Annotated in this window: 14 protein-coding genes and 4 pseudogenes; 7 read left to right on the forward strand and 11 right to left on the reverse strand. The window is 72.6% G+C overall.

What is annotated here, in order from left to right; all coding sequences use genetic code 11:
- Positions 1–63: 63 nt before the first annotated feature.
- From UG55_RS12670 to UG55_RS12680, 3 genes are read right to left on the reverse strand one after another with little or no spacing between them, the layout of a single operon-like run.
- Positions 64–1,074 (reverse strand): ABC transporter substrate-binding protein, encoded by a 1,011-nt coding sequence (locus tag UG55_RS12670; protein WP_066067419.1) that lies wholly within the window; start codon positions 1,072–1,074, stop codon positions 64–66.
- The gene (locus UG55_RS12675; protein WP_066067688.1) at positions 1,071–1,838 is read right to left on the reverse strand and encodes an ABC transporter permease; all 768 of its coding nucleotides are present in this window, start codon (positions 1,836–1,838) and stop codon (positions 1,071–1,073) included. Before UG55_RS12675 ends, UG55_RS12670 begins: the two co-directional genes overlap by 4 nt.
- A gap of 10 nt (positions 1,839–1,848) precedes the next feature.
- The gene (locus UG55_RS12680; protein ID WP_242424250.1) at positions 1,849–2,682 is read right to left on the reverse strand and encodes an ABC transporter ATP-binding protein; all 834 of its coding nucleotides are present in this window, start codon (positions 2,680–2,682) and stop codon (positions 1,849–1,851) included.
- A gap of 205 nt (positions 2,683–2,887) precedes the next feature.
- Between UG55_RS12680 and UG55_RS12685 the strand changes: the two genes are divergently transcribed.
- The 3 genes and pseudogenes from UG55_RS12685 to tenA form a co-directional block, all read left to right on the forward strand.
- On the forward strand, positions 2,888–4,196 hold a 1,309-nt coding region (locus UG55_RS12685; RefSeq protein ID WP_242424251.1), incomplete at its 3' end, for an aldehyde dehydrogenase.
- Position 4,197: 1 nt separating this feature from the next.
- Positions 4,198–4,381 (forward strand): annotated as a pseudogene (locus tag UG55_RS36280) (aldehyde dehydrogenase family protein); the annotation flags it as partial.
- The gene (gene tenA / locus UG55_RS12690; protein WP_066067426.1) at positions 4,378–5,097 is read left to right on the forward strand and encodes a thiaminase II; all 720 of its coding nucleotides are present in this window, start codon (positions 4,378–4,380) and stop codon (positions 5,095–5,097) included. The pseudogene UG55_RS36280 and the gene tenA, both read left to right, overlap by 4 nt.
- Positions 5,098–5,203: 106 nt before the next feature.
- Here tenA and UG55_RS12695 read toward each other — a convergent pair whose 3' ends face one another.
- The 7 genes and pseudogenes from UG55_RS12695 to UG55_RS12720 form a co-directional block, all read right to left on the reverse strand.
- Positions 5,204–6,088: a sulfurtransferase gene (locus UG55_RS12695; protein ID WP_083986729.1), complete on the reverse strand. Its 885-nt coding sequence runs from the start codon at positions 6,086–6,088 to the stop codon at positions 5,204–5,206.
- Positions 6,081–7,448, reverse strand: coding sequence for an LLM class flavin-dependent oxidoreductase (locus UG55_RS12700; RefSeq protein ID WP_066067432.1), 1,368 nt, complete (start codon positions 7,446–7,448; stop codon positions 6,081–6,083). The genes UG55_RS12695 and UG55_RS12700 overlap by 8 nt, the downstream gene beginning before the upstream one ends.
- The coding region (locus UG55_RS47110; RefSeq protein ID WP_396230883.1) for an ATP-binding cassette domain-containing protein at positions 7,445–7,980 on the reverse strand (536 nt) is incomplete at its 5' end. The genes UG55_RS12700 and UG55_RS47110, both read right to left, overlap by 4 nt.
- Position 7,981: 1 nt before the next feature.
- Positions 7,982–9,073, reverse strand: a pseudogene (locus UG55_RS47115) (ATP-binding cassette domain-containing protein); the annotation flags it as partial.
- 1 nt (position 9,074) lies between these two features.
- Positions 9,075–10,157 (reverse strand): annotated as a pseudogene (locus tag UG55_RS47120) (branched-chain amino acid ABC transporter permease); the annotation flags it as partial.
- Positions 10,154–11,035: a branched-chain amino acid ABC transporter permease gene (locus UG55_RS12715; RefSeq protein WP_066067441.1), complete on the reverse strand. Its 882-nt coding sequence runs from the start codon at positions 11,033–11,035 to the stop codon at positions 10,154–10,156. The gene UG55_RS12715 and the pseudogene UG55_RS47120, both read right to left, overlap by 4 nt.
- A 9-nt stretch (positions 11,036–11,044) precedes the next feature.
- Positions 11,045–12,220, reverse strand: coding sequence for an ABC transporter substrate-binding protein (locus tag UG55_RS12720; RefSeq protein WP_128422963.1), 1,176 nt, complete (start codon positions 12,218–12,220; stop codon positions 11,045–11,047).
- Positions 12,221–13,213: 993 nt separating this feature from the next.
- Here UG55_RS12720 and UG55_RS47125 point away from each other — a divergent pair.
- The 4 genes from UG55_RS47125 to UG55_RS12740 are packed head-to-tail and all read left to right on the forward strand — an operon-like array spanning position 13,214 to position 17,860.
- Positions 13,214–14,083 carry a BMP family protein gene (locus UG55_RS47125; RefSeq protein WP_396230884.1) on the forward strand — a complete coding sequence of 290 codons (870 nt, stop codon included), beginning with the start codon at positions 13,214–13,216 and terminating at the stop codon, positions 14,081–14,083.
- A complete protein-coding gene (locus UG55_RS12730) occupies positions 14,080–15,711 on the forward strand; it encodes an ABC transporter ATP-binding protein (RefSeq protein ID WP_083986730.1) in 1,632 nt (543 codons plus the stop codon). The genes UG55_RS47125 and UG55_RS12730 overlap by 4 nt, the downstream gene beginning before the upstream one ends.
- Before the next feature lie 8 nt (positions 15,712–15,719).
- Positions 15,720–16,928, forward strand: a complete 1,209-nt coding sequence (locus UG55_RS12735) for an ABC transporter permease (protein WP_083986731.1) — start codon at positions 15,720–15,722, stop codon at positions 16,926–16,928.
- Positions 16,925–17,860: an ABC transporter permease gene (locus UG55_RS12740; protein ID WP_066067449.1), complete on the forward strand. Its 936-nt coding sequence runs from the start codon at positions 16,925–16,927 to the stop codon at positions 17,858–17,860. The genes UG55_RS12735 and UG55_RS12740 overlap by 4 nt, the downstream gene beginning before the upstream one ends.
- Positions 17,861–17,927: 67 nt before the next feature.
- Here UG55_RS12740 and UG55_RS36285 read toward each other — a convergent pair.
- A pseudogene (locus tag UG55_RS36285) lies at positions 17,928–18,308 on the reverse strand (adenosine deaminase); the annotation flags it as partial.
- Position 18,309 lies beyond the last annotated feature (1 nt).

The following is an 18,309-nucleotide window of genomic DNA, read 5'->3' on the forward strand; positions in this document are numbered from 1 at the left end:
GCGCCGGCGGCCGGTGAGGTTCGGCGGCTGAGCCTGGTCAGCCGCTCCGATGGGCCGCTTCGGTCAGCTGGTCGGCAGGTACTCGTTCGTGACGACCTCGGACGCGGTGACGGCCTTCTCGATGAGCTCTTCGGACTTCATCCAGTCGGCGAACGCCTGCCAGTCGGCGACGTCCTGGTGGCCGAAGCCCTCGTCGTTCTTCAGCAGCGGGACGGTGGCGTCGATCATCTTCGGCACGATCGCCTCGTCGTAGCCCTCGGCCTCCGCGGCGATGATCTCCGAAGCGCCGGCCGGGTCGTCGATCACCTTGGCGTTGCCCTTGGCGAGCCCGCTCAGGAAGTCGCGGACGAGCTGCTGGTAGGCGGGGTCCGACTTCAGCCGGCTCTTCTGCGCGATGATCACCAGCTCGTCGTAGTCCGGCACACCCGCCTCGGTGACCGGGATGATCGTGGGGTTCAGGCCCCGCTCGGCCAGATCGACGCCTTCGATGTTGCGGTAGGAACCGAGCGTCGCGTCGACGTTGCCGGCCACCATCGCCGACAGCAGGTCCTGCGCGATGCTCACGCTCTTCACCGACGCCGGGTCGATGTCGTTCTTCGCGAGGATGGTCTTCAGGAACGCGTCGTTCGTCTGCAGGCCCGGCGTCCCGATCGTCTTGCCGGCGAGGTCGGCGACCGTCCGCACGCCCGAGTCGCCGGTGGCGGCGATCGACAGCAGCGCGGTCGGCACCAGCGCGCCCACGGCGATGACGTCCAGGCCCTGGGAACCGGAGATGATCGTCTCGGGCTCGTAGGAGATACCGATGTCGATCTTTCCGGTGCTGACCAGCTTGGTCGGGTCGGACGGGTCGGACGGCGGCTGGAAGGTCACGTCGAGCCCGGCGTCGGTGAAGAAGCCGGCCTTCTTCGCCGTGTACAGCGCGACGTGGTCGGGGTTCGGGTCCCAGTCCAGCAGAACCGTCGTCTTGCGCAGCGCCTCGCCGTCGGAGGAGCTGTCGTCGTCCCCACAGGCGACGAGGGGAAGAGTGACCGCCAGCAGGGCGGCCACCCCGCTAGCCAGACGCTTGGCTCTCATTTCTTCTTCCCTTCCCTGGCCCAGGGGACCAGGACGTGTTCGAGGAGGGTGACGAGGACGAACAGGGCCACGGACATCGCGGTCAGCAGTGCGATCGCGGCGAACACCAGGGCGCTCTGCAACTGCGGGACGGCCTGGCGCATCACGTGCCCCAGTCCGTCGGTGGAACCGGAGTACTCGCCGAACACCGCGGCCGTCGCCGCGTAGGCGGCGGACAGCCGCAGGCCGGTGAACATCGACGGCAGCGCCGACGGGAACTCCACCCGCACGAAGATCGACCAGCGGGTGCCGTACAGGGTGCGCATCATCCGGACGAGCTGCGGATCGACCGCCGCCAGCCCGTCCAGCGTCCCGACGACGATCGGGAAGAAACACAGCAGCGCGACCAGGATCAGCTTCGGCGTGAGCGAATAGCCGAAGATGATCGCGAGAATCGGCGCGATCACGACCACCGGGATCGTCTGCGAGCCGATCAGCAGCGGGTAGACCGCCCGCCGGGCGATCGCCGAGAAGTGCAGCGCACAGGCGATCAGCAGCCCGGCCGCGACCGCGATCGCGAAGCCGATGAGCACTTCCTTCAACGTCACCCAGGTCGCGCTGGACAACGTCCGGTCCCAGCGGTCGAACAGTGTGCTGACGACCTCGCCCGGCGCCGGCAGGATGTACTCCTCCACGCCGAACACCGAGGTCGCCAGTTCCCAGGCGGCCAGCACCAGGAGGATGACCAGGCCCGCCGGGCCGTACTGGCGCACCAGCGCCCACATCCGGGTCACGTCACCCCTCCAGGTGGGCCAGCAGGGCGTCGCGCAGCCGGACGAACTCCGGCGTCGCGAGCAGCTCACGGCGCGACGCGGCGGCCGGCAGCTCGACCGGCAGCCGCGCGGCGACCCGGCCCGGCCGGCTCGACATCACCACCACCTCGTGGCTGAGCAGCAGCGCCTCCTCCACGTCGTGGGTGACCAGGACGACGGTCCGCGGCTCGGTGTCGAGGGTGTCGCGCAGCCAGTCCTGCACCCCGGCGCGGGTGATCGAGTCCAGCGCGCCGAACGGCTCGTCCAGCAGCAGCACGTCCTTGTCCGCGACGAGGGTGCGCAGGAACGACACCCGCTGGCGCATGCCGCCGGACAGCTCGTAGGGCCGGCGGTCCTCGAAGCCGGCCAGCCCGAACCGCTCGAACAGCGGCCGCACCCGCTCCCGCGCGTCCCGCCGCGACACCCCGCGGTTCTCCAGCGAGACGCAGGCGTTCGCCAGCACCGAGCGCCACGGCAGCAGCAGGTCCCGCTGTGGCATCCAGGCGCAGCGGGCGAGCCGGGCGGCCGGGTCGGTCGCGCCGAGCACCTCGACGACGCCCTCGTCCGGGCTCTCCAGCCCGCTCACCATGCTCAGCACCGTCGACTTGCCGCAGCCGCTCGGGCCGACGATGCCGAGCCGGGTGTGCCGGGGGACGGTGAGGTCGAGTAGCTCGACCGCGACGACGTCGCCGTACCGGCGGGTGACGCCGGACAGCCGAATGCCGTCGCCGCTGCCGTCGCCGGCAGCGCCGCCGCTGCTGCCCGTGCCCTTGACCGTGCCGGTTTCCGGGTCGGAACCGCGCTGGCCCGCGGCCATCACCGCACCCCCTCCCGCCGAGATGAGATCTGAGATCTGATCTGAGATCGAATGACCTGATAGAACCCGGTTGGACGGTTACGGGTCAAGTCGTGAAGATGTCGTCCCTGTAAATGTTTTCGCTGGATAGAAGGGGTTTGACCAGCTCGGAGGAACCCGGCTACGGTGCCGGAGATCTGATATCTCGAAGCCAGGGGGCTGGCCCGTGAAGGCCGAACTGCTCGCATCCGTACGCACCTTCGTCGACTCCGAGCACCAGCTCTTCATCGACGGCGCGCCGCGCCCGGCGGTCGACGGCGCCCGGTTCGACGTCCAGGACCCGTCCACCGGAACCGTCCTGACCACCGTCGCCCGGGCCGGCGCCGCCGACGTCGACGCCGCCGTGGCCGCGGCCCGAGCCGCGCTGCCCGGGTGGCGCCGGCTGCCCCCGGGGGAGCGCGGCCGGCTGCTGTGGGAGCTCGGCAACCGCGTCGAGGCGCTCACCGACGAGTTCCTCCAGCTGGAGGCGCTCGACAACGGCAAGCCGACGAGCGAGTCGGCGATGGTCGACGTGCCGCTCACCGCCAACGGCTTCCGCTACTTCGGCGGGATGGCGAGCAAGATCGAGGGCGTCACCATCCCCACCTACGGCGGCCTGCCGGTGCACGTCAGCACCCGCCGGGAGCCGGTCGGCGTGGTCGCCGCGATCATCCCGTGGAACTTCCCGCTGCTGATGTGCGCCTACAAGCTGGCGCCCTCGCTCGCCGCCGGCAACACCGTCGTGCTCAAGCCTGCCGAGCAGACCCCGCTCTCCGCACTGCGGCTGGCCCGGCTGGCGGCCGAGGTCGGCTTCCCGCCGGGCGTGATCAACGTCGTGACCGGCTTCGGGCCGGACGCCGGCGCCCCGCTCGCCGCCCATCCCGGCGTCGACAAGATCACCTTCACCGGGGAGAACGCCACCGGCCGCAAGATCCTGGAGGCGTCCGGCGGGACGATGAAGCGGGTGTCGCTGGAGCTCGGCGGGAAGTCGCCGAGCGTCGTCTTCGCCGACGCCGACCTCGACGCCGCCGTCGAGGGCACCTTCGGCGCCGTGTACTTCAACCAGGGGCAGTGCTGCATCGCCGGGGCGCGGATCTTCGTCCAGCGGCCGGTGTACGACGCGTTCGTCGAGGCCCTGGCGGCCAGGGTGGGCCAGGTTCAGCTCGGCTCCGGCCTCGACCCGGCGACGACGATGGGCCCGCTGGTCAGCGCCGAGCAGCGGGACCGGGTGCTCGGCCTGATCGGCTCCGGGCTGGCCGCCGGGGCGAAGCCCGTCGTCGGCGGCTCGACCGCGCCGGCCGAGGTCGCCGGCAGCCCGGGCGGGTACTTCGTCGCCCCCACCCTGCTCGCCGACGCCCCGGCCGACAGCGAGGTGATGCGCCGGGAGATCTTCGGCCCGGTCGGGATGGTCACCCCGTTCGACACCGAGGAGGAGGCCGTCGCGCTCGCCAACGACACCGACTTCGGCCTCGCCGCCGGGGTGTGGACGCGGGACGNCGGGCGCGCCCACCGGATGAGCGACGAGATCCGCGCCGGCACGGTGTGGGTGAACCTGTACGGCTGGTTCGACGTCGCCGTGCCCTTCGGCGGCTTCCGTGCCAGCGGCTACGGCAAGGAGCACGGCATCGAGGCGCTCGACGCCTACCTGCAGACGAAGTCGGTCTGGATGGGGCTCGCGTGACCGCCCCGAGTGACCTGACCGCCGCGAGCGGTTCACCGGGCGAACCGCTCGCGGCGTTCCTGCGCGGCCGCGCGGAGAGCGTGTGGGCGACCCTCCTCGAGCACCCGTTCCCGGCCGAGATGGCCGCCGGCACGCTGCCGCCGGCCACGTTCCGCTTCTACATCGACCAGAACCTGCTCTACCTGCCGGAGTACGCCCGGGTGCTGGCCGCCGGCGCGGCCGCCGCCCGCGACGACGCGGAGCTGCGCCGGTTCACCTCGGCGCTGACCAACATCGTCGACACCGAGATCCCGCAGAACCTGCGGCTGCGCGATCTCGTCGAGCGGCAGGGCGCCGGCCCGTCGGCGCACTCCGGTGTGCTGGCGCCGGCCGCCCAGGCGTACGTCTCCTACCTGGCGATGATCGCGGCCCGGTTCGGCCCCACCGAGATCTTCACCGCGCTGCTGCCGTGCGCCTGGTCCTACGGCGAGATCGGCCGCCGGCTGGGCCCGGAGTCGGTCGACCACCCGGTCTACGGCTCCTGGATCCGGTTCTGGGCGTCGGCGGACGCCGCCCGCTACGAGGCCGAGCTGATCGCCTTCATGAACGCGCTGGGGGAGCGCGCCGACCGGCCCGACCGGGAGCGGCTCGCCCAGATCTTCCTGACCGCGGCCCGCTTCGAGCGCGCCTTCTGGGACATGGCCTACACCACCGAGCACTGGCCCGACCTCGGATGACCCTGACCGGCGCGCGGGCCGGCGGCTCGAACGAGGGCGCGGCCGACCCGGACGCCCGGTTGCTGTCGGCCGCGCGCCGCGAGGAGTACGAGGCCCCGCCGCCGCCTCAGGGCGCGTCGCCAGTCGCCAGCGGCAGCTCGGGTGAGGACGTCCAGTCCTCCAGCGAACCGTCGTAGATCCGCAGGTCGCGGTACCCGGCCGTGACCAGGTCGAGGGCGAGCGCGGAGGCGGAGATGCCCGCGCCGCAGTAGAGCACCAGCGGCTGGTCGCGGTCCGGGCCGAGGACGGCCTCGGCGAGCTCCGCGGGCGACCCGGCGGGAACGTTTCGGCTGCCCGGGATGTGCCCGGGCCGGTCGTAGCGGGTGGGCCCGCGGCCGGCGAACTGGTCGGCCCCGAGCGCGCACACCAGCGTGCCGGGCCGCTCCCCGTGCATGATCTCGATGACCTCGGCCCGGCCCACCCAGCCGGACCGGCCGGGCCGCAGCCGGGGCGGCGGCCCGGCTGAGCCGGCTGAGCCGGCGGGCTCCTCGGGTCGGCCCGGGTCACCGGTCGCGACCGGCGCGCCCGCGGCCGTCCACGCCTCGAACCCGCCGATCAGCACCGCGACCGGCAGGCCCAGGTCGCGCAGCGTCCACCACAGCCGCGCGGCCCACATCCCGCCGGCCGCGTCGTAGCAGACGATCCGGGCGCCGTCGGTGACGCCGGCGGCGGTGAGCGCCGCGGCCAGCCGGGCGTCGTCGGCGACGGAGAAGTGGTAGCTCGCCGCCGGGTCCGACAGGTCGCTCTCCAACGCGACATGCCGGGAACCGGGGATCCGGGCCCGCCGCCAGGCCGGCAGCCCGGGACGAACGGGGAAGAGCTCCGTCTCGGTGCGGTCGCCGAGGAACAGCGTCGCGTCGAGGATGACGAGGCCGTCCTCGCCGAGGTGGGCGGCGAGCCAGCCGACCGTCACGGTCGGCCCGAACGCCTCCGTGCCGGTCGGCTCAGCCACGGCGGTGGCCGGTGGCCGGGTGGTCGGGGCGGGTCCGGGCGCTGCCGGCGCCGTAGAAGTGCTCGCGCAGGGTCTCCCCCTCGTACTCGGTCCACATCCGCCCGCGCCGCTGCAGCTCCGGCACGACGAGGTCGACGAAGTCCGGGAAGGTCGTCCCGGCCAGGGTGTCGGCGATGTTGAAGCCGTCCACGTCGGCCTCCTCCACCCACCGCTCCAGCTGGTCGGCGACGGTGGCCGGGGAGCCGACGACGAGCGCGCCCATGGTGGACACGCTCAGGAAGTCGGCGATCTGACGCGGCGTCCATTCGCGGGTGGGGTCGGCCTTGGTGAAGACCTCCAGCGAGCCGCGGATGCCGTCGTTGTCGACGTAGCGCAGCGGCTCGTCCGGGTCGAGCTTCGACATGTCGACGTGGGTGAGACCGCTGAACCGGGCCAGGTTGCCCTCCAGCGCCTGGTGGCTCTTGTAGTCCCGGTACTTCGCCCACGCCTCCTCGTCGGTGGCGGCGGTGACGACGGTGGTCAGCGGGAACACCTTGAGACTGTCCGGCAGCCGGCCGGCGGCGGCGGCCTCGGCGCGCAGCTTCGTCACATACCCGGCGGCCATGTCCGGGCGCGGCACGGAGATGAACACGCCCTCGGCGTGCCGGGCCGCGAACGCCCGCCCGGCGCTGGAGCTGCCCGCCTGGAACAGGGTCGGCGTGCGCTGGCGGGTCGGCTCGCTGATGAAGCAGCCGGGGACGTCGTAGTAGGTGCCGTGGTGCTCGATCCGGCGCACCTTCGCCGGGTCCACCGCGACCCGGCGCTCCCGGTCGAAGACGAACGCGTCGTCGTCCCAGCTGTGCTCCCACAGCTTGTAGACGACCTCCATGAACTCGTCGGCCATGGTGTACCGCTCGTCGTGCGGGATCATCTTCTGGAGGCTGAAGTTCGCCGCCTCACTGCGCGACGACGAGGTGACGATGTTCCAGCCCACCCGGCCGTTCGTCACCAGGTCCAGGGTGGCGAACTTGCGGGCCAGGTCGAACGGCTTCTCGTAGGTGGTGGAGGCGGTGACGGCGAAACCCAGGTGCTCGGTCGCCGTCGCCATCGCCGAGACGAGCAGCATCGGGTCGATCACCGGGACGCCGATCGCCTCCCGCAGGGTGACGTCCGTCGAGTCCTGGTAGACGTCCACGATGCCCTGGCTGTCGGCGATGAACAGCCCGTCGAACAGGCCGCGTTCCAGGGTGCGGGCGGTGTCCATCCAGTACTGCAGGGTGCCGTACTCCCGGACCCGGTTCGCCGGGTGGGTCCACAGGCCCACCGCCGTGTGGCCGATCGTGGCGGCCTTGAACCCGTTGAGCATGATCCTGCGTCTCATTGGACGGCCCGTCCTTCCGTGATCTCGGGTGATGGGTCGTCGCCGCCGAGGAAGACCCGCTGGGCGACGGCGTCGTCGAACCGCTCGGTGGGCCCGTGCCAGCTCGGCCGGCCGGCGCGCAGCGCCTGGATGTCGGAGCACGCGGCCCGGACCAGCCCCAGGTTGTGCTCGACCAGGACGATCGCGATCCCGGCCGCCCGCAGCCGGACGAGCGCGTCGGCGAGCGGGGCGACCAGCGCCGGGGCGAGCCCGGCGGAGGGCTCGTCGAGCAGCAGCACGCTCGGCCCGGCCATCAGCGCCCGGCCGATCGCGAGCATCTGCCGCTGCCCGCCGGACAGTGACCCGGCCGGGTCACGCAGCCGTCCGACGATCTCCGGGAACAGCTCGCGGACCCGTTCCAGCGACTCGGCGTGGCTGGCGGAGCGGCTGCCGGTCAGCCAGGACAGTCGCAGGTTCTCGCCGACGGTCAGGTCGACGACGGCGGTCAGCGACTGCGGCACGAAACCGAGCCCGCGCGCGAACCGGCGCGGGGNGTCCAGGCCGTCGAGGCGTGCCCCGCCGAGCCGGACCTCACCGGTGGCGGGCAGCAGGCCGGCGATACCGCGCAGCACGGTCGACTTGCCCGCGCCGTTCGGCCCGATCAGCGCGAGCCCGCCGCCGGCCGCGACCCGCAGCGCCACCCCCTCGGTGGCCGGGATCGAGCCGTAGAAGACGCTGAGGTCGCGGGCCTCCAGCGCGACCGGCCCGCCGTCATCGCCACCCGCCGTGCTGGCGACCGCCGTGCTGGTGACCGCCGTGCTGGTGACCGCCGTCCCACCGAGGCCGCCGCCGACGTCGAGTTCGATGTCGCCGATGTAGCGCCGGACCACCTCCGGGTCCGCCAGCGTCTCGGCGACCGGGCCGGCCGCCACCAGCGTCCCGCGGTCCATCACCACCAGCCGGTCGGCGAGCCGGCGCACCTGGGCGAGATCGTGCTCGACGAGCAGGACACCCGCACCGGCGTCGCGCAGCACGCCGACCAGGTCGGCGACGACGGCGCGGGCCGGCCGGGACAGCCCGGCGAACGGCTCGTCCAGCAGCAGCACCCGGGCGTCCGAGGCGACCGCCCGGGCGAGCTCCACCAGGCGTTGCTGGCCGATGGACAGCTCCGACGAACGGACCGGGGCGATCTCGCGCAGCCCGACCCGCTCCAGCGCCCCGAGCGCGTGCGCGCGGCGGCGGCGGGCCCCACGGCGCCCGCCCGGCAGCCCGAGGGCCTCCAGGACGCCGCCGAACCCGGCGGCCGCGGCCATCCCCAGCTCCACGTTCTCCACCGCGCTGAGTTCCGGAACCAGCCTGGGTGTCTGGAAGACGCGCGCCACCCCGAGCCGCGCCCGCGTGGTCACCGGTGCGCCGGTGAGCCGGTGGTCCGTGCCGCCCACGGCGAGCGTCACCTCGCCCACCGACGGCCGCTGGAACCCGCTCAGGACGTTGAGCAGGGTGCTCTTGCCGGCCCCGTTCGGCCCGATCAGCCCGACGCATTCGCCCGGGCCGACCCGCAGCGACATCCCGTCCACCGCCCGCAGGGCCCCGAACGACACCGAGACGGCCCGCGCCGCCAGCTCCGTGACTCCGTCCTCAGCCATNGGCCCGCCTCGTCCCAGCTCGCGTCGTCCCGGCTCGGTTCCGTACTGCCTGGGTGACCCACTGCGCGATCTGGTGGACGCCGCCGGGCAGGAACAGCGCGACGGCGGTGACCGCGACGCCGTAGACCACCAGCCGGTAGTCGTCCAGGAACCGCAGGTGCTCCGGCAGCGCGATGACGATCATCGCCCCGACGATCGGGGCCCACCGCCAGCCGCGCCCGCCGAGGATCGGGATGATCAACAGGCTCGTCGACTGGGTGGGGCCGAACTGGTCGGGGAACGCGCCGCCGGCGAGCTGGGCGATCAGCGCGCCGGCGACGGCGGCGGTGATCCCGCTGAACACGAACGCGGTGACCCGCGCCCGGGAGACGCTCACTCCGAGTGCCTGCGCGGCCGGCGGGTCGTACCGGGAGACCGCCATCGCCAGCCCCCACGGCGACGTCCGCAGCGCCTCCTGCAGGTAGCAGAAGAACGCGAGCGCGACGACGCCGGTGGCGAAGATGGACGCCACCCCGGACTGGCCGAACAGCTTGAGATAGCCGACGTTCACCAGCCCGGCGTCACCGTTCGTCATCGACGTCCAGTTGCGCGTCACCACGGTGCCGAGGGTGCCGAGGGCGAGCGTCCCGATCGCGAAGTAGAAGGTGCGCAGCCGCAGGAGCAGCAGGCCGAGCAGCAGCGCCGACCCGGCGGCCAGCGCGATCCCGGTGAGCAGCGCGACCGCCGGCCCGGCCGGTACGGCGAGCTTCGCCCAGGCGTAACCGCCGATCGCGAGGAACACCGCGTTGCCGATCGAGAGCGCCCCGGCGTAACCGATCAGTACGTTGAAGCCGACCGCGCCGACGGCGTAGGCGACGACGAGCGTCCAGACCCGCAGGTCGAAGGGCCCGGGCCGGACCCCCCACAGCACCACGGCGCCGAGCGTGAGCACCAGCGCCGGCTGGGTCCAGCGCCAGTGCCGGGCCGGCACGACGTGGCTGGCGGTGCGGGAACGGCCGGCGAGCGGCCCGATCGCTGTCGGTGCTGGTGCTGGTGTCGGTTCCGGGGCCGGGCCGGTGGTCCCGGCGGTCGCGGGTGCGCTCATCCGGCCCGCACCGCCCGCGCCGGGCCGAGCAGCCCCTGGGGGCGCAGCAGCAGCACGCCGAGCAGCACCAGGGGTGCGATGCTCGCCCGGATGGTGTCGTTGAGGTAGCCGCCGGCGAAGGTCTCGGCGACACCGATGACCAGGCCCCCGATGATCGCTCCGAGCGGGTTCGCGAGCCCGCCGACGATCGCCGCGGCGAAGCCGTTCAGGCCCAGCGGGAGCGCGGATTCCGGCGTGATCGGCAGCACGCCGGCCACCAGCACCCCGGCGACACCGGCCACCAGCGCGGCGACGGTCCAGGAGATCATCAGCATCCGGCCGACCCGGACCCCGGCGTCGCGGGCGGCCGGCAGCGAGCTGGCCACCGCGCGCAGCTGCAGGCCGACGTCGGTACGCCGGTGCAGCCAGTGCACCGCGCCGAAGACCAGCACGGCGCCGCCGATCAGCAGCAGGTAGTGCAGCGGCACCCGCAGGTCCCCGATCGGCAGGAACTCACCCGCCACCGGGCTGTCGACCCGCTGGTGGCGGCGGCCGAACCAGTTCCCGAACAGGTTCGTCATCGTGATCGCGACCCCGAGGGTGCCGATCAGGACGACGTCGATGTCGGCGCGCCGGTGCCGCAGCGGGATGGCGAAGAGCATCCCGAGGACGGCACCGACGGCACCGGTGACGACGACCGCGGCGGCCAGCGCGGGCAGGTATCCGTGGCCCGCGCTGGCCGTCGACGCGGCGACCAGCGCGCCGAGCACCATCAGGTCACCGTGCGCGAAGTTGGCCAGGCCGGAGCCGGTGAACAGGGTGGCGATCCCGAGCCCGCTGAGGGCGTAGATCGCACCGATGCCCAGCCCGATGACCAGGTAGTAGGCGAGCTGGTCCATGTCAGCGGCTCAGGAGCCGTCCGCCGGGACGGCCTGGCCCCCGTCGTACGTCAGCCAGACCAGGTTGCCGCCGACGAGGCCGACGTGGTTGTCGGCGCTGAACGCCCAGCTGCTGCCGGCCCGGCCGGTGAGCAGCTCGGTGCTCTGGTAGGACTCGAGCGCGTCCCGCAGCTTCACCCGGTCCGGCCCGGACTCGGCGAGCGCGCCCGCGACGGCGGTGAGCATGTCGTGCGCGGCGTAGGCCTCGCTGGGGACGCCGTCGGGGAACTCCTTGGCCCAGCGCGCGGCGGTCTCCTTGACCGCCGGCTTGCCGTCGTCGATCGAGTCCTGGAAGTAGAGGACGTCGGCGGCGGACCCGGCCAGCCGCGCCACGGACGGCTCGGCGGTGGAGCCGTTGCCGAAGATCGGCAGCGTGAGGCCGACCTGCTGGGCGCCGGTGGCCAGCGTCGCGTACGCGGGGCCGGTGGTCCAGGCGACGACGGAGTCGGCGCCGGAGTTCTTCGCCTTCAGCAGCACCGCCGACAGGTCGGCGGCGTCCGCGGCGAAGGTGTCGTTGAGCGCCGGGGTGATGCCGTCCGCGGACAGGTACTTCTCCAGCACCGGCTTCGCCGAGGCGCCGAACGAGGTGGTGTCGGTGAGGATCGCCGGCTTCGACAGCCCCTTGCTCTTCATCCGCTCGACGATGCCGGTGATCAGGCCGACGTCGGTCGGGCCGGTCTGGAAGGTGTACGGGTTCTTCTTCTCGGTGATGGCCGAGCTGATCGCGTAGACGAGCTGCGGGATCTTCGCGGCGGCGATGGCCTCCGACTGCGCCAGCACGACCGCCGAGTTGTAGGTGCCGACGATGGCGACCGCGCCGTTCTGCGCGAACCGGTCGACGAGCGCGACGCCGGTGGTGGGGTCGGCGGCGTCGTCCTGGATGTCGAGCCTGATCGGCGAGCCGTTGACCCCGCCGGCCTCGTTGATCTCGGCGGCGGTCAGTTCGAAGCCCTTGCGCAGATGCTCCGCGGACGCCGCGGTCGGGCCGGACAGTGGCAGCTCGACCCCGATCGTGATCGCCTTGCCGTCGCCGGCCGGCGCGGCCGCCTCCTCGGTCGTGGATTCGGTGCTCGTCGAGCACGCGGCCAGGGCGATCACGGCGGAAAGGCCCACGGCCATCCGCGCGGCCCAGGATCTACTGCTCACCGGTTTCTCCGTTTCCCCCGTCTGGGGTGTGCATGGGTGTGGGGACTCGCGGTCGGCAACCGCCGGCCGGAGGCCGAGCTGACGGGCCAGCGCCGGTGGGCGACCGTGCCGGCGCCGCCGCGCGGGTGTCGCGGTGTCCTCCGGATCGCGAAACGGTCGACTATGCCCTTACTCGTCGCTATCACGAGATCTGAGATTAGATCTCACTTGTCCGGCATCGAACCGCTTGCCCGCAGGGGGTCAAGGTCGTCGTGTGTCGCTGGTGTGACGCTTCGGACGGTGACGATCCGGCCGGGTCCGAGTCGGCTCCGCTGCCGTGGTGAACCCCTCGCGCGGCCACGGCCGGCGGTGGGGGCCGTCGCGCCCACGGCGAGCCCGCCGGATCGTCTGGTCACGGCGGCGTTTCTACCAGGTAAGACGGTCTTACGACAATCTCAACCGAGAAGGTGTGATTGGTTCCCGGGTTGCGGCGTGTACGCCTGGTCACGATGCGCTGATGTTCGGCCGACGACGGGTTGACTACTCGGAGTAGTTGAGATCGCGTCGATCGGGTCGCGGCGGGATGCGGACGTCCGACCTCAGATCTCAGATCCCGCCGACTGTGGCCGACCCCGCCTCGCCGCCCGTTATAGGCCCCCTACCAGGGGATTCTTAACAAGATGGACATCTGGGGCCACTTGTGGCGTAACGGATCGACGCTTTCATCTTGGAAGTCATATCTGAGATCTCAGATCTGACGCCGCCCAGCGGTGCGCCCTGCCGCTGTCGCCGGCACTCGCCCTCCGCCGTCCGCTGCGTGCCCGTCCGCACCGCGCGTCGAACTCGCCTGCCTGTGCGCGGGCCACCCGTCGAAGAGGTCACATGAAGCGCCTGAAGCGTCTCGCCGTTCCATTCACCGCGGTCGCGCTGGTCGCCGCGGTCGCCGCCTGCGGCACCTCTGACTCCGCCTCCTCCGGCGACGGCGACAGCTCCGGCCGGCCGAAGGTCGCCNGGCTGTTCACCGCGTTCGTCGACCAGGCCAACTGGGACATCGCCGGCTACGAGGCGTTCGACGCGATGTGCGAGAAGTACGACTTCGACTGCACCTACGTCGAGCAGGCCAGCTACGAGAAGGCCCCGTCACTGCTGCGCGACTACGGCACCAAGAAGTACGACCTGGTGGTCAGCCACTCGTCCGGCTACTCCGCGGCCATCCAGGAGGTCGCGCCCGACTTCCCCGACACCCAGTTCGCGCTGTTCTCCTACGAGACCGAGACCTACGGCCTGAAGAACTACTCGGCCTGGTCGGTCAACTGGGACGAGTACGGCTTCCTGCAGGGCGCGGTCGCCGCGCTCGCCTCGAAGACCGGCCAGATCGCGATCATCGGCGGCGAGAAGATCCCGTCCAGCGAGCGCTCCGTCGCCTACGCCACCGACGGCGCGAAGTACGTCAACCCGAACATCAACGTGCAGACCGCCTGGATCGGCAGCTACCAGGATGTGGCCAAGGCCAAGCAGGTCGGCCTGCAGGCCATCGACGCGGGCGCCGACGTGCTCGTCCCGATGGCCGACCTCGCCGGCCAGGGCGTCCAGCAGGCGGCGGCCGACGCCGGCCTGCTCACCATGGGCGAGTACATCGACGAGAACCCCAAGCACCCGAAGGCCATCGTCTCCAGCGGGCTGGTCGACATGATGACGGCCTTCGACGAGATGGGCCAGCAGCTCACCGACGGGACGCTCGGCGGCAAGGTCACCGACATGAACGCGGCCACCGGCGCGATCTCCTTCGCGCCCTTCAGGAACGTGGACGCCGGGATCGAGGCCAAGGCCAAGCAGCTCATCGAGGACCTGGCGGCGGGCAAGATCACCCTGGCGAGCCGGTGACGGTCGGCGACCCCGACAGCACGGCTCCAGCCGTGGCGGCGACCGGCAGCGTGGCCGGCGCCGTCCCGGCGGGTGGTCCGCCGCCGGCACCACCGACACCGCCTCGGCTGGAACTGCGGAACCTGACGAAGCGGTTCGGCCCGGTGCTCGCCGTCGACGACGTCAGCCTCGCCGTGCGCCCCGGCACGGTGCACGCGCTGCTCGGCGAGAACGGCGCCGGCAAGAGCACACTGATGAACCTGGTCTTCGGGGTGCACCGGGCCGACGCCGGGACGGTGCACGTCGACGGCCGGCAGGTGGCCGTCCGCGGCCCCGGTGACGCGATCGGCGCCGGGATCGCGATGGTGCATCAGCACCTGAAACTGGTGCCGTCCTTCACGGTGACCGAGACTCTGCTGCTCGCCTCGCACCGCGCGATCGGCCGCCGGCTCGACCTCGCGACCGCCGCCCGCCAGGTAAGCGAGCTTTCCGAGCGGCTCGGGCTCGCGGTCCGGCCCGACGACCGGATCGGCGATCTCTCCCTCGGTGCCCGCCAGCGGGTCGAGATCCTCACCGCGCTGCATCGGGACGCCCGGCTGCTGGTCCTCGACGAGCCGACGACGGTGCTCGCGCCCGCCGAGATCGACGGCCTGTTCGCGCTGCTGCGCCGGATCAGGGACGCCGGCCACGCGGTCGTCCTCATCACCCACCGGATGAGCGAGGTGTTCGCCGTCAGCGACGAGATCTCGGTGCTGCGCCGCGGCCGGCTGCTCGACACCGCCGCGGTCGCCGCCACCACACCGGCGCGGACTCTCGGCCTCGTCGTCGGTGACTCCGCGCGCCCCGCGCCGGCACCGCCGCCCGCCGGCCCGCCCGGCGAGGTGCTGCTGGACGTCCGTGACCTGCGGGTTGTGAGTGAACCGGGGTCGACGGGGCTGCGCGGGGTGCACCTGCAAGTCCGCGGCGGCGAGATCGTCGCGCTGGCCGGGGTCGAGGGCAACGGCCAGCACGAACTCGTCGAGGTGCTCGCCGGCATCCGGCGGGCGGCCGGCGGCGAGGTCACCGTCGAAGGCCGCCCGGTCGACGTCACCAGCCGCGGCGGCCGCCGGGACAGCGCCGTCGGCGTCGTCCCGGAGGACCGGCACCGGGAGGGACTCGTCCTCGACCTGACCATCGCGGAGAACCTCGTCCTCGACCGGCTCGCGCCGGTCAGCAAGGCGGGTTTCCTGCGCCGCCGGCTGATCCACGCGCACGGGACGAGCGCCGTCGAGGCCCACGGCGTGCGGGCACCGTCCGCGCGGGTGCCGGTCCGTCAGCTCTCCGGTGGAAACCAGCAGAAGGTCGTGCTCGCCCGGGTGCTCGGCGCGGGGCCGCGGGTGCTGGTCGTCAGTCAGGCGACCCGGGGTCTCGACGCCGGTGCGGCCGCGGCTGTGCTCGACCGGATCCGGCGCGCCCGCGACGACGGGGCGGCGGTCCTGTTCGTCAGCAGTGACCTGGACGAGGTGCGGGCCGTCGGCGACCGGATCGCGGTGATGTTCGACGGAAAGGTCGTCGGCGACCTCGACCGCGCCGAGGCGAGCGTCGAACGGATCGGCGCGCTGATGCTCGGCGACGAGCCGCTCCCCGCCCAGAAAGGAACAGGACGCTGAGCGCGCAGATGTCCGGGCCCACGCCCACCACCCTGCCCACCGATGCCGCCGATCCCGCGGGTGCCGCCAGTCCAGCCGATCCAGCCGATCCAGCCGATCCCGCGGGCGCCGCCGGTCCGGCCGACGCTCGCCGGCCCGCTGCCGCTGCCGCCGGCGGCGCGGTGGGCCGGGCGGCCAGGCTGGCTCTGGCCGTTCTCGACCGGCCGGCCGCCACCCTGGTGGCCGCGTTCGCGGTGAGCGCCCTGTGCGCGCTGCTCCTGGTGGCCGCGCTCGGCGAGGACCCGGTCTTCGCCGCGCAGGTGGCGGTGGACTCGACCATCGGAACCCAGCAGGGCGCCGTCGACACCATGGTCTACGCGACGCCCCGGCTGCTGGTCGCGCTCGGCGCTATCGTGGCGCTGCGCGGCGGCCAGTTCAACCTCGGCGGTGAGGGGCAGCTGCAGCTCGGCGCGGTCGGCGCGGCCGTCGGCGGGGTCTACCTGGCGAACGTGTTGCCCGGCGGCCTGCACCTGGTGGCCGCGCTACTGGTGGCGGCGATGTTCGGGGCGGTGTGGGCGGCGATCGCGGCGGTGCTGAAGATCTGGCGGGGGGCCGACGAGATCGTCGTCACCCTGCTGATGAACTTCATCGCCACATACTTCGTGCAGTTCCTGGTGCAGGGCCCGATGAAGGCCGAGAAGACGTCCTTCAACCAGTCGGAACGGATCAGCTCGTCCGCCGAGCTTCCGCAGCTGTTCGGGACCCGGCTGCACCTGGGCTTCCTGCTCGCGCTGGTGCTCGCCGTCGTGGTCGCCGTGCTGGTGAACCGCACGACGACCGGACTGCGGCTGCGGGCCGTCGGGCACAACCCGCTGGCCAGCCGCTACCACGGGGTGTCGATCACGCGCACGGTGCTGATCGCGATGGCGGTCTCCGGCGCGATCGCCGGGCTCGCCGGGGCGTCGGACGTGCTCGGGGTCCAGTTCCGGCTCATCCAGGGCTTCTCCAGCAACTTCGGCTTCGAGGGGCTGGCGATCGCGTTCCTGGCCGGGCTGCGCCCGGGGCGGGCGCTCGTCATCTCGCTCGTCTTCGGCGGCATCTTCAGCACGGCGACCCAGCTGCAGCAGCTCACCGGGATCACGGCGTCCCTCGCCTACGTGGTGGAGGCGCTCCCGATCCTCCTGCTGGCCTGCGCCGGCGGGGCGGCACTGCTGCGCGGTGGGAGGAACGCGGCATGATCGACACCATCTTCACGGTCTTCTTCTGGTCGAGCGCGCTCGCGCTCGCCGCGCCGCTGCTGCTCGCCGCGCTCGGCGAGACGGTCGTGCAGCGGGCCGGGATGTTCAACGTCGGCCTTGAGGGCATGATGTTGGTCGGGGCTTTCGCCGGGGTCGCCGCGACGATCCGGTGCGGTGGGGCCGTCGTCGGGCTGGTCGTCGCCGTGGCGGTCGGTGCGCTCGTCGGTCTCGGCTACGCGGTCGCGGTGGGCTGGGCGCGCGCCGACCAGGTCGTCATCGGAATCGGGTTCAACCTGGCCGCGATCGGCGTGACCAGCCTGCTGCGGCGGGAGTGGTTCGGCTCCGGGATGACCGCGGCCGACCTCGGCGTCCTCGACGATCTGCGGATTCCCGGTCTGGCGTCGATCCCGTTCCTCGGGCCCGTGCTGTTCGACCAGAGCCCGCTCGTCTACCTGTCGTACCTGGTCCTGCCGGTGGTGGCGTGGGCGCTCGCCGGTACCCGGGCCGGCCTGCTGATCCGCGCGGTCGGCGACGGTGCGGCGGCCGCGGACGCCCACGGCGTGCCGGTGCTGCGGGTGCGGGCCGCGGCGCTCGCGTTCGGCGGGGCGACCGCCGGCCTGGCCGGCGCGATCCTGGCGCTGGTGCAGTCCGGCGGGGTCTTCGTCGACAACATGGCGGCCGGACGCGGGTTCCTGGCGCTGGCGCTGACCATCTTCGCCCGCTGGATCCCGTGGCGGGTGGTGGTCGGGGCGGTCGCCTTCGGCGCCCTCGACGCTCTGCAGTACCGAGGCCAGGCCGAATTCGAGAACATCCCGTCCTCGCTGTTCCTGATGGCGCCCTTCCTGCTGGCGCTGATCGCCTGGGTGATGCTGGGCGACACCCGGTCCGCACCTCGTGACCTGGGTAAACCATTCATCCGCGGCGCCGGCTGACGGGGTCGCGCCGGAGCTGCCGTCTGCCGGTCGCGCCGGCCCCGCCGGTCCGGGCGAAGCCCGGCGCTCAGCCCCGCGGTTCCGAGACCGGAGCCGACGGAACCCCGACCGGCGCCTCGACGCCGAGATCCGCGGCGGCGGTGGCGAACTCGGCCCGCAGTGACTGCTTGTCGGGCTCCGGCAGGAAGGAATGCTCGACCCCCGCGGCGGCCAGGTCGAAGACCTGCTGCCGAGTGAGCCGCAACGACCGCAGGGCGTGCAGGTACTCCTGGCGCAGCGTGGTGTTGAACATGGGCGGGTCGTCGCTGTTCAGGTTCACCTCCAGACCCTGGGCGATCATCTCCGGCAGGGGATGCGCCGCGTAGCTGGCCACCGCGCCCGTGCGCAGGTTGGAGGTGGGGGAGACCTCCAGCGGGATGCGATGCCGGCGCAGGTGGTCCACCAGGGCN

It is taken from the genome of Frankia sp. EI5c, from assembly GCF_001636565.1.
Lineage (GTDB): Bacteria > Actinomycetota > Actinomycetes > Frankiales > Frankiaceae > Parafrankia.

What these genes read in the sequence shown, in the direction of transcription:
- UG55_RS12700 (WP_066067432.1), bottom strand. Translation starts at nt 7,448, where the DNA reads ATGAGACGCAGGATCATGCTCAACGGGTTCAAGGCCGCCACGATCGGC.
- UG55_RS12670 (WP_066067419.1), bottom strand. Translation starts at nt 1,074, where the DNA reads ATGAGAGCCAAGCGTCTGGCTAGCGGGGTGGCCGCCCTGCTGGCGGTC.
- UG55_RS12735 (WP_083986731.1), top strand. Translation starts at nt 15,720, where the DNA reads ATGTCCGGGCCCACGCCCACCACCCTGCCCACCGATGCCGCCGATCCC.
- UG55_RS12680 (WP_242424250.1), bottom strand. Translation starts at nt 2,682, where the DNA reads ATGGCCGCGGGCCAGCGCGGTTCCGACCCGGAAACCGGCACGGTCAAG.
- UG55_RS12675 (WP_066067688.1), bottom strand. Translation starts at nt 1,838, where the DNA reads ATGTGGGCGCTGGTGCGCCAGTACGGCCCGGCGGGCCTGGTCATCCTC.
- UG55_RS12740 (WP_066067449.1), top strand. Translation starts at nt 16,925, where the DNA reads ATGATCGACACCATCTTCACGGTCTTCTTCTGGTCGAGCGCGCTCGCG.
- UG55_RS12715 (WP_066067441.1), bottom strand. Translation starts at nt 11,035, where the DNA reads ATGGACCAGCTCGCCTACTACCTGGTCATCGGGCTGGGCATCGGTGCG.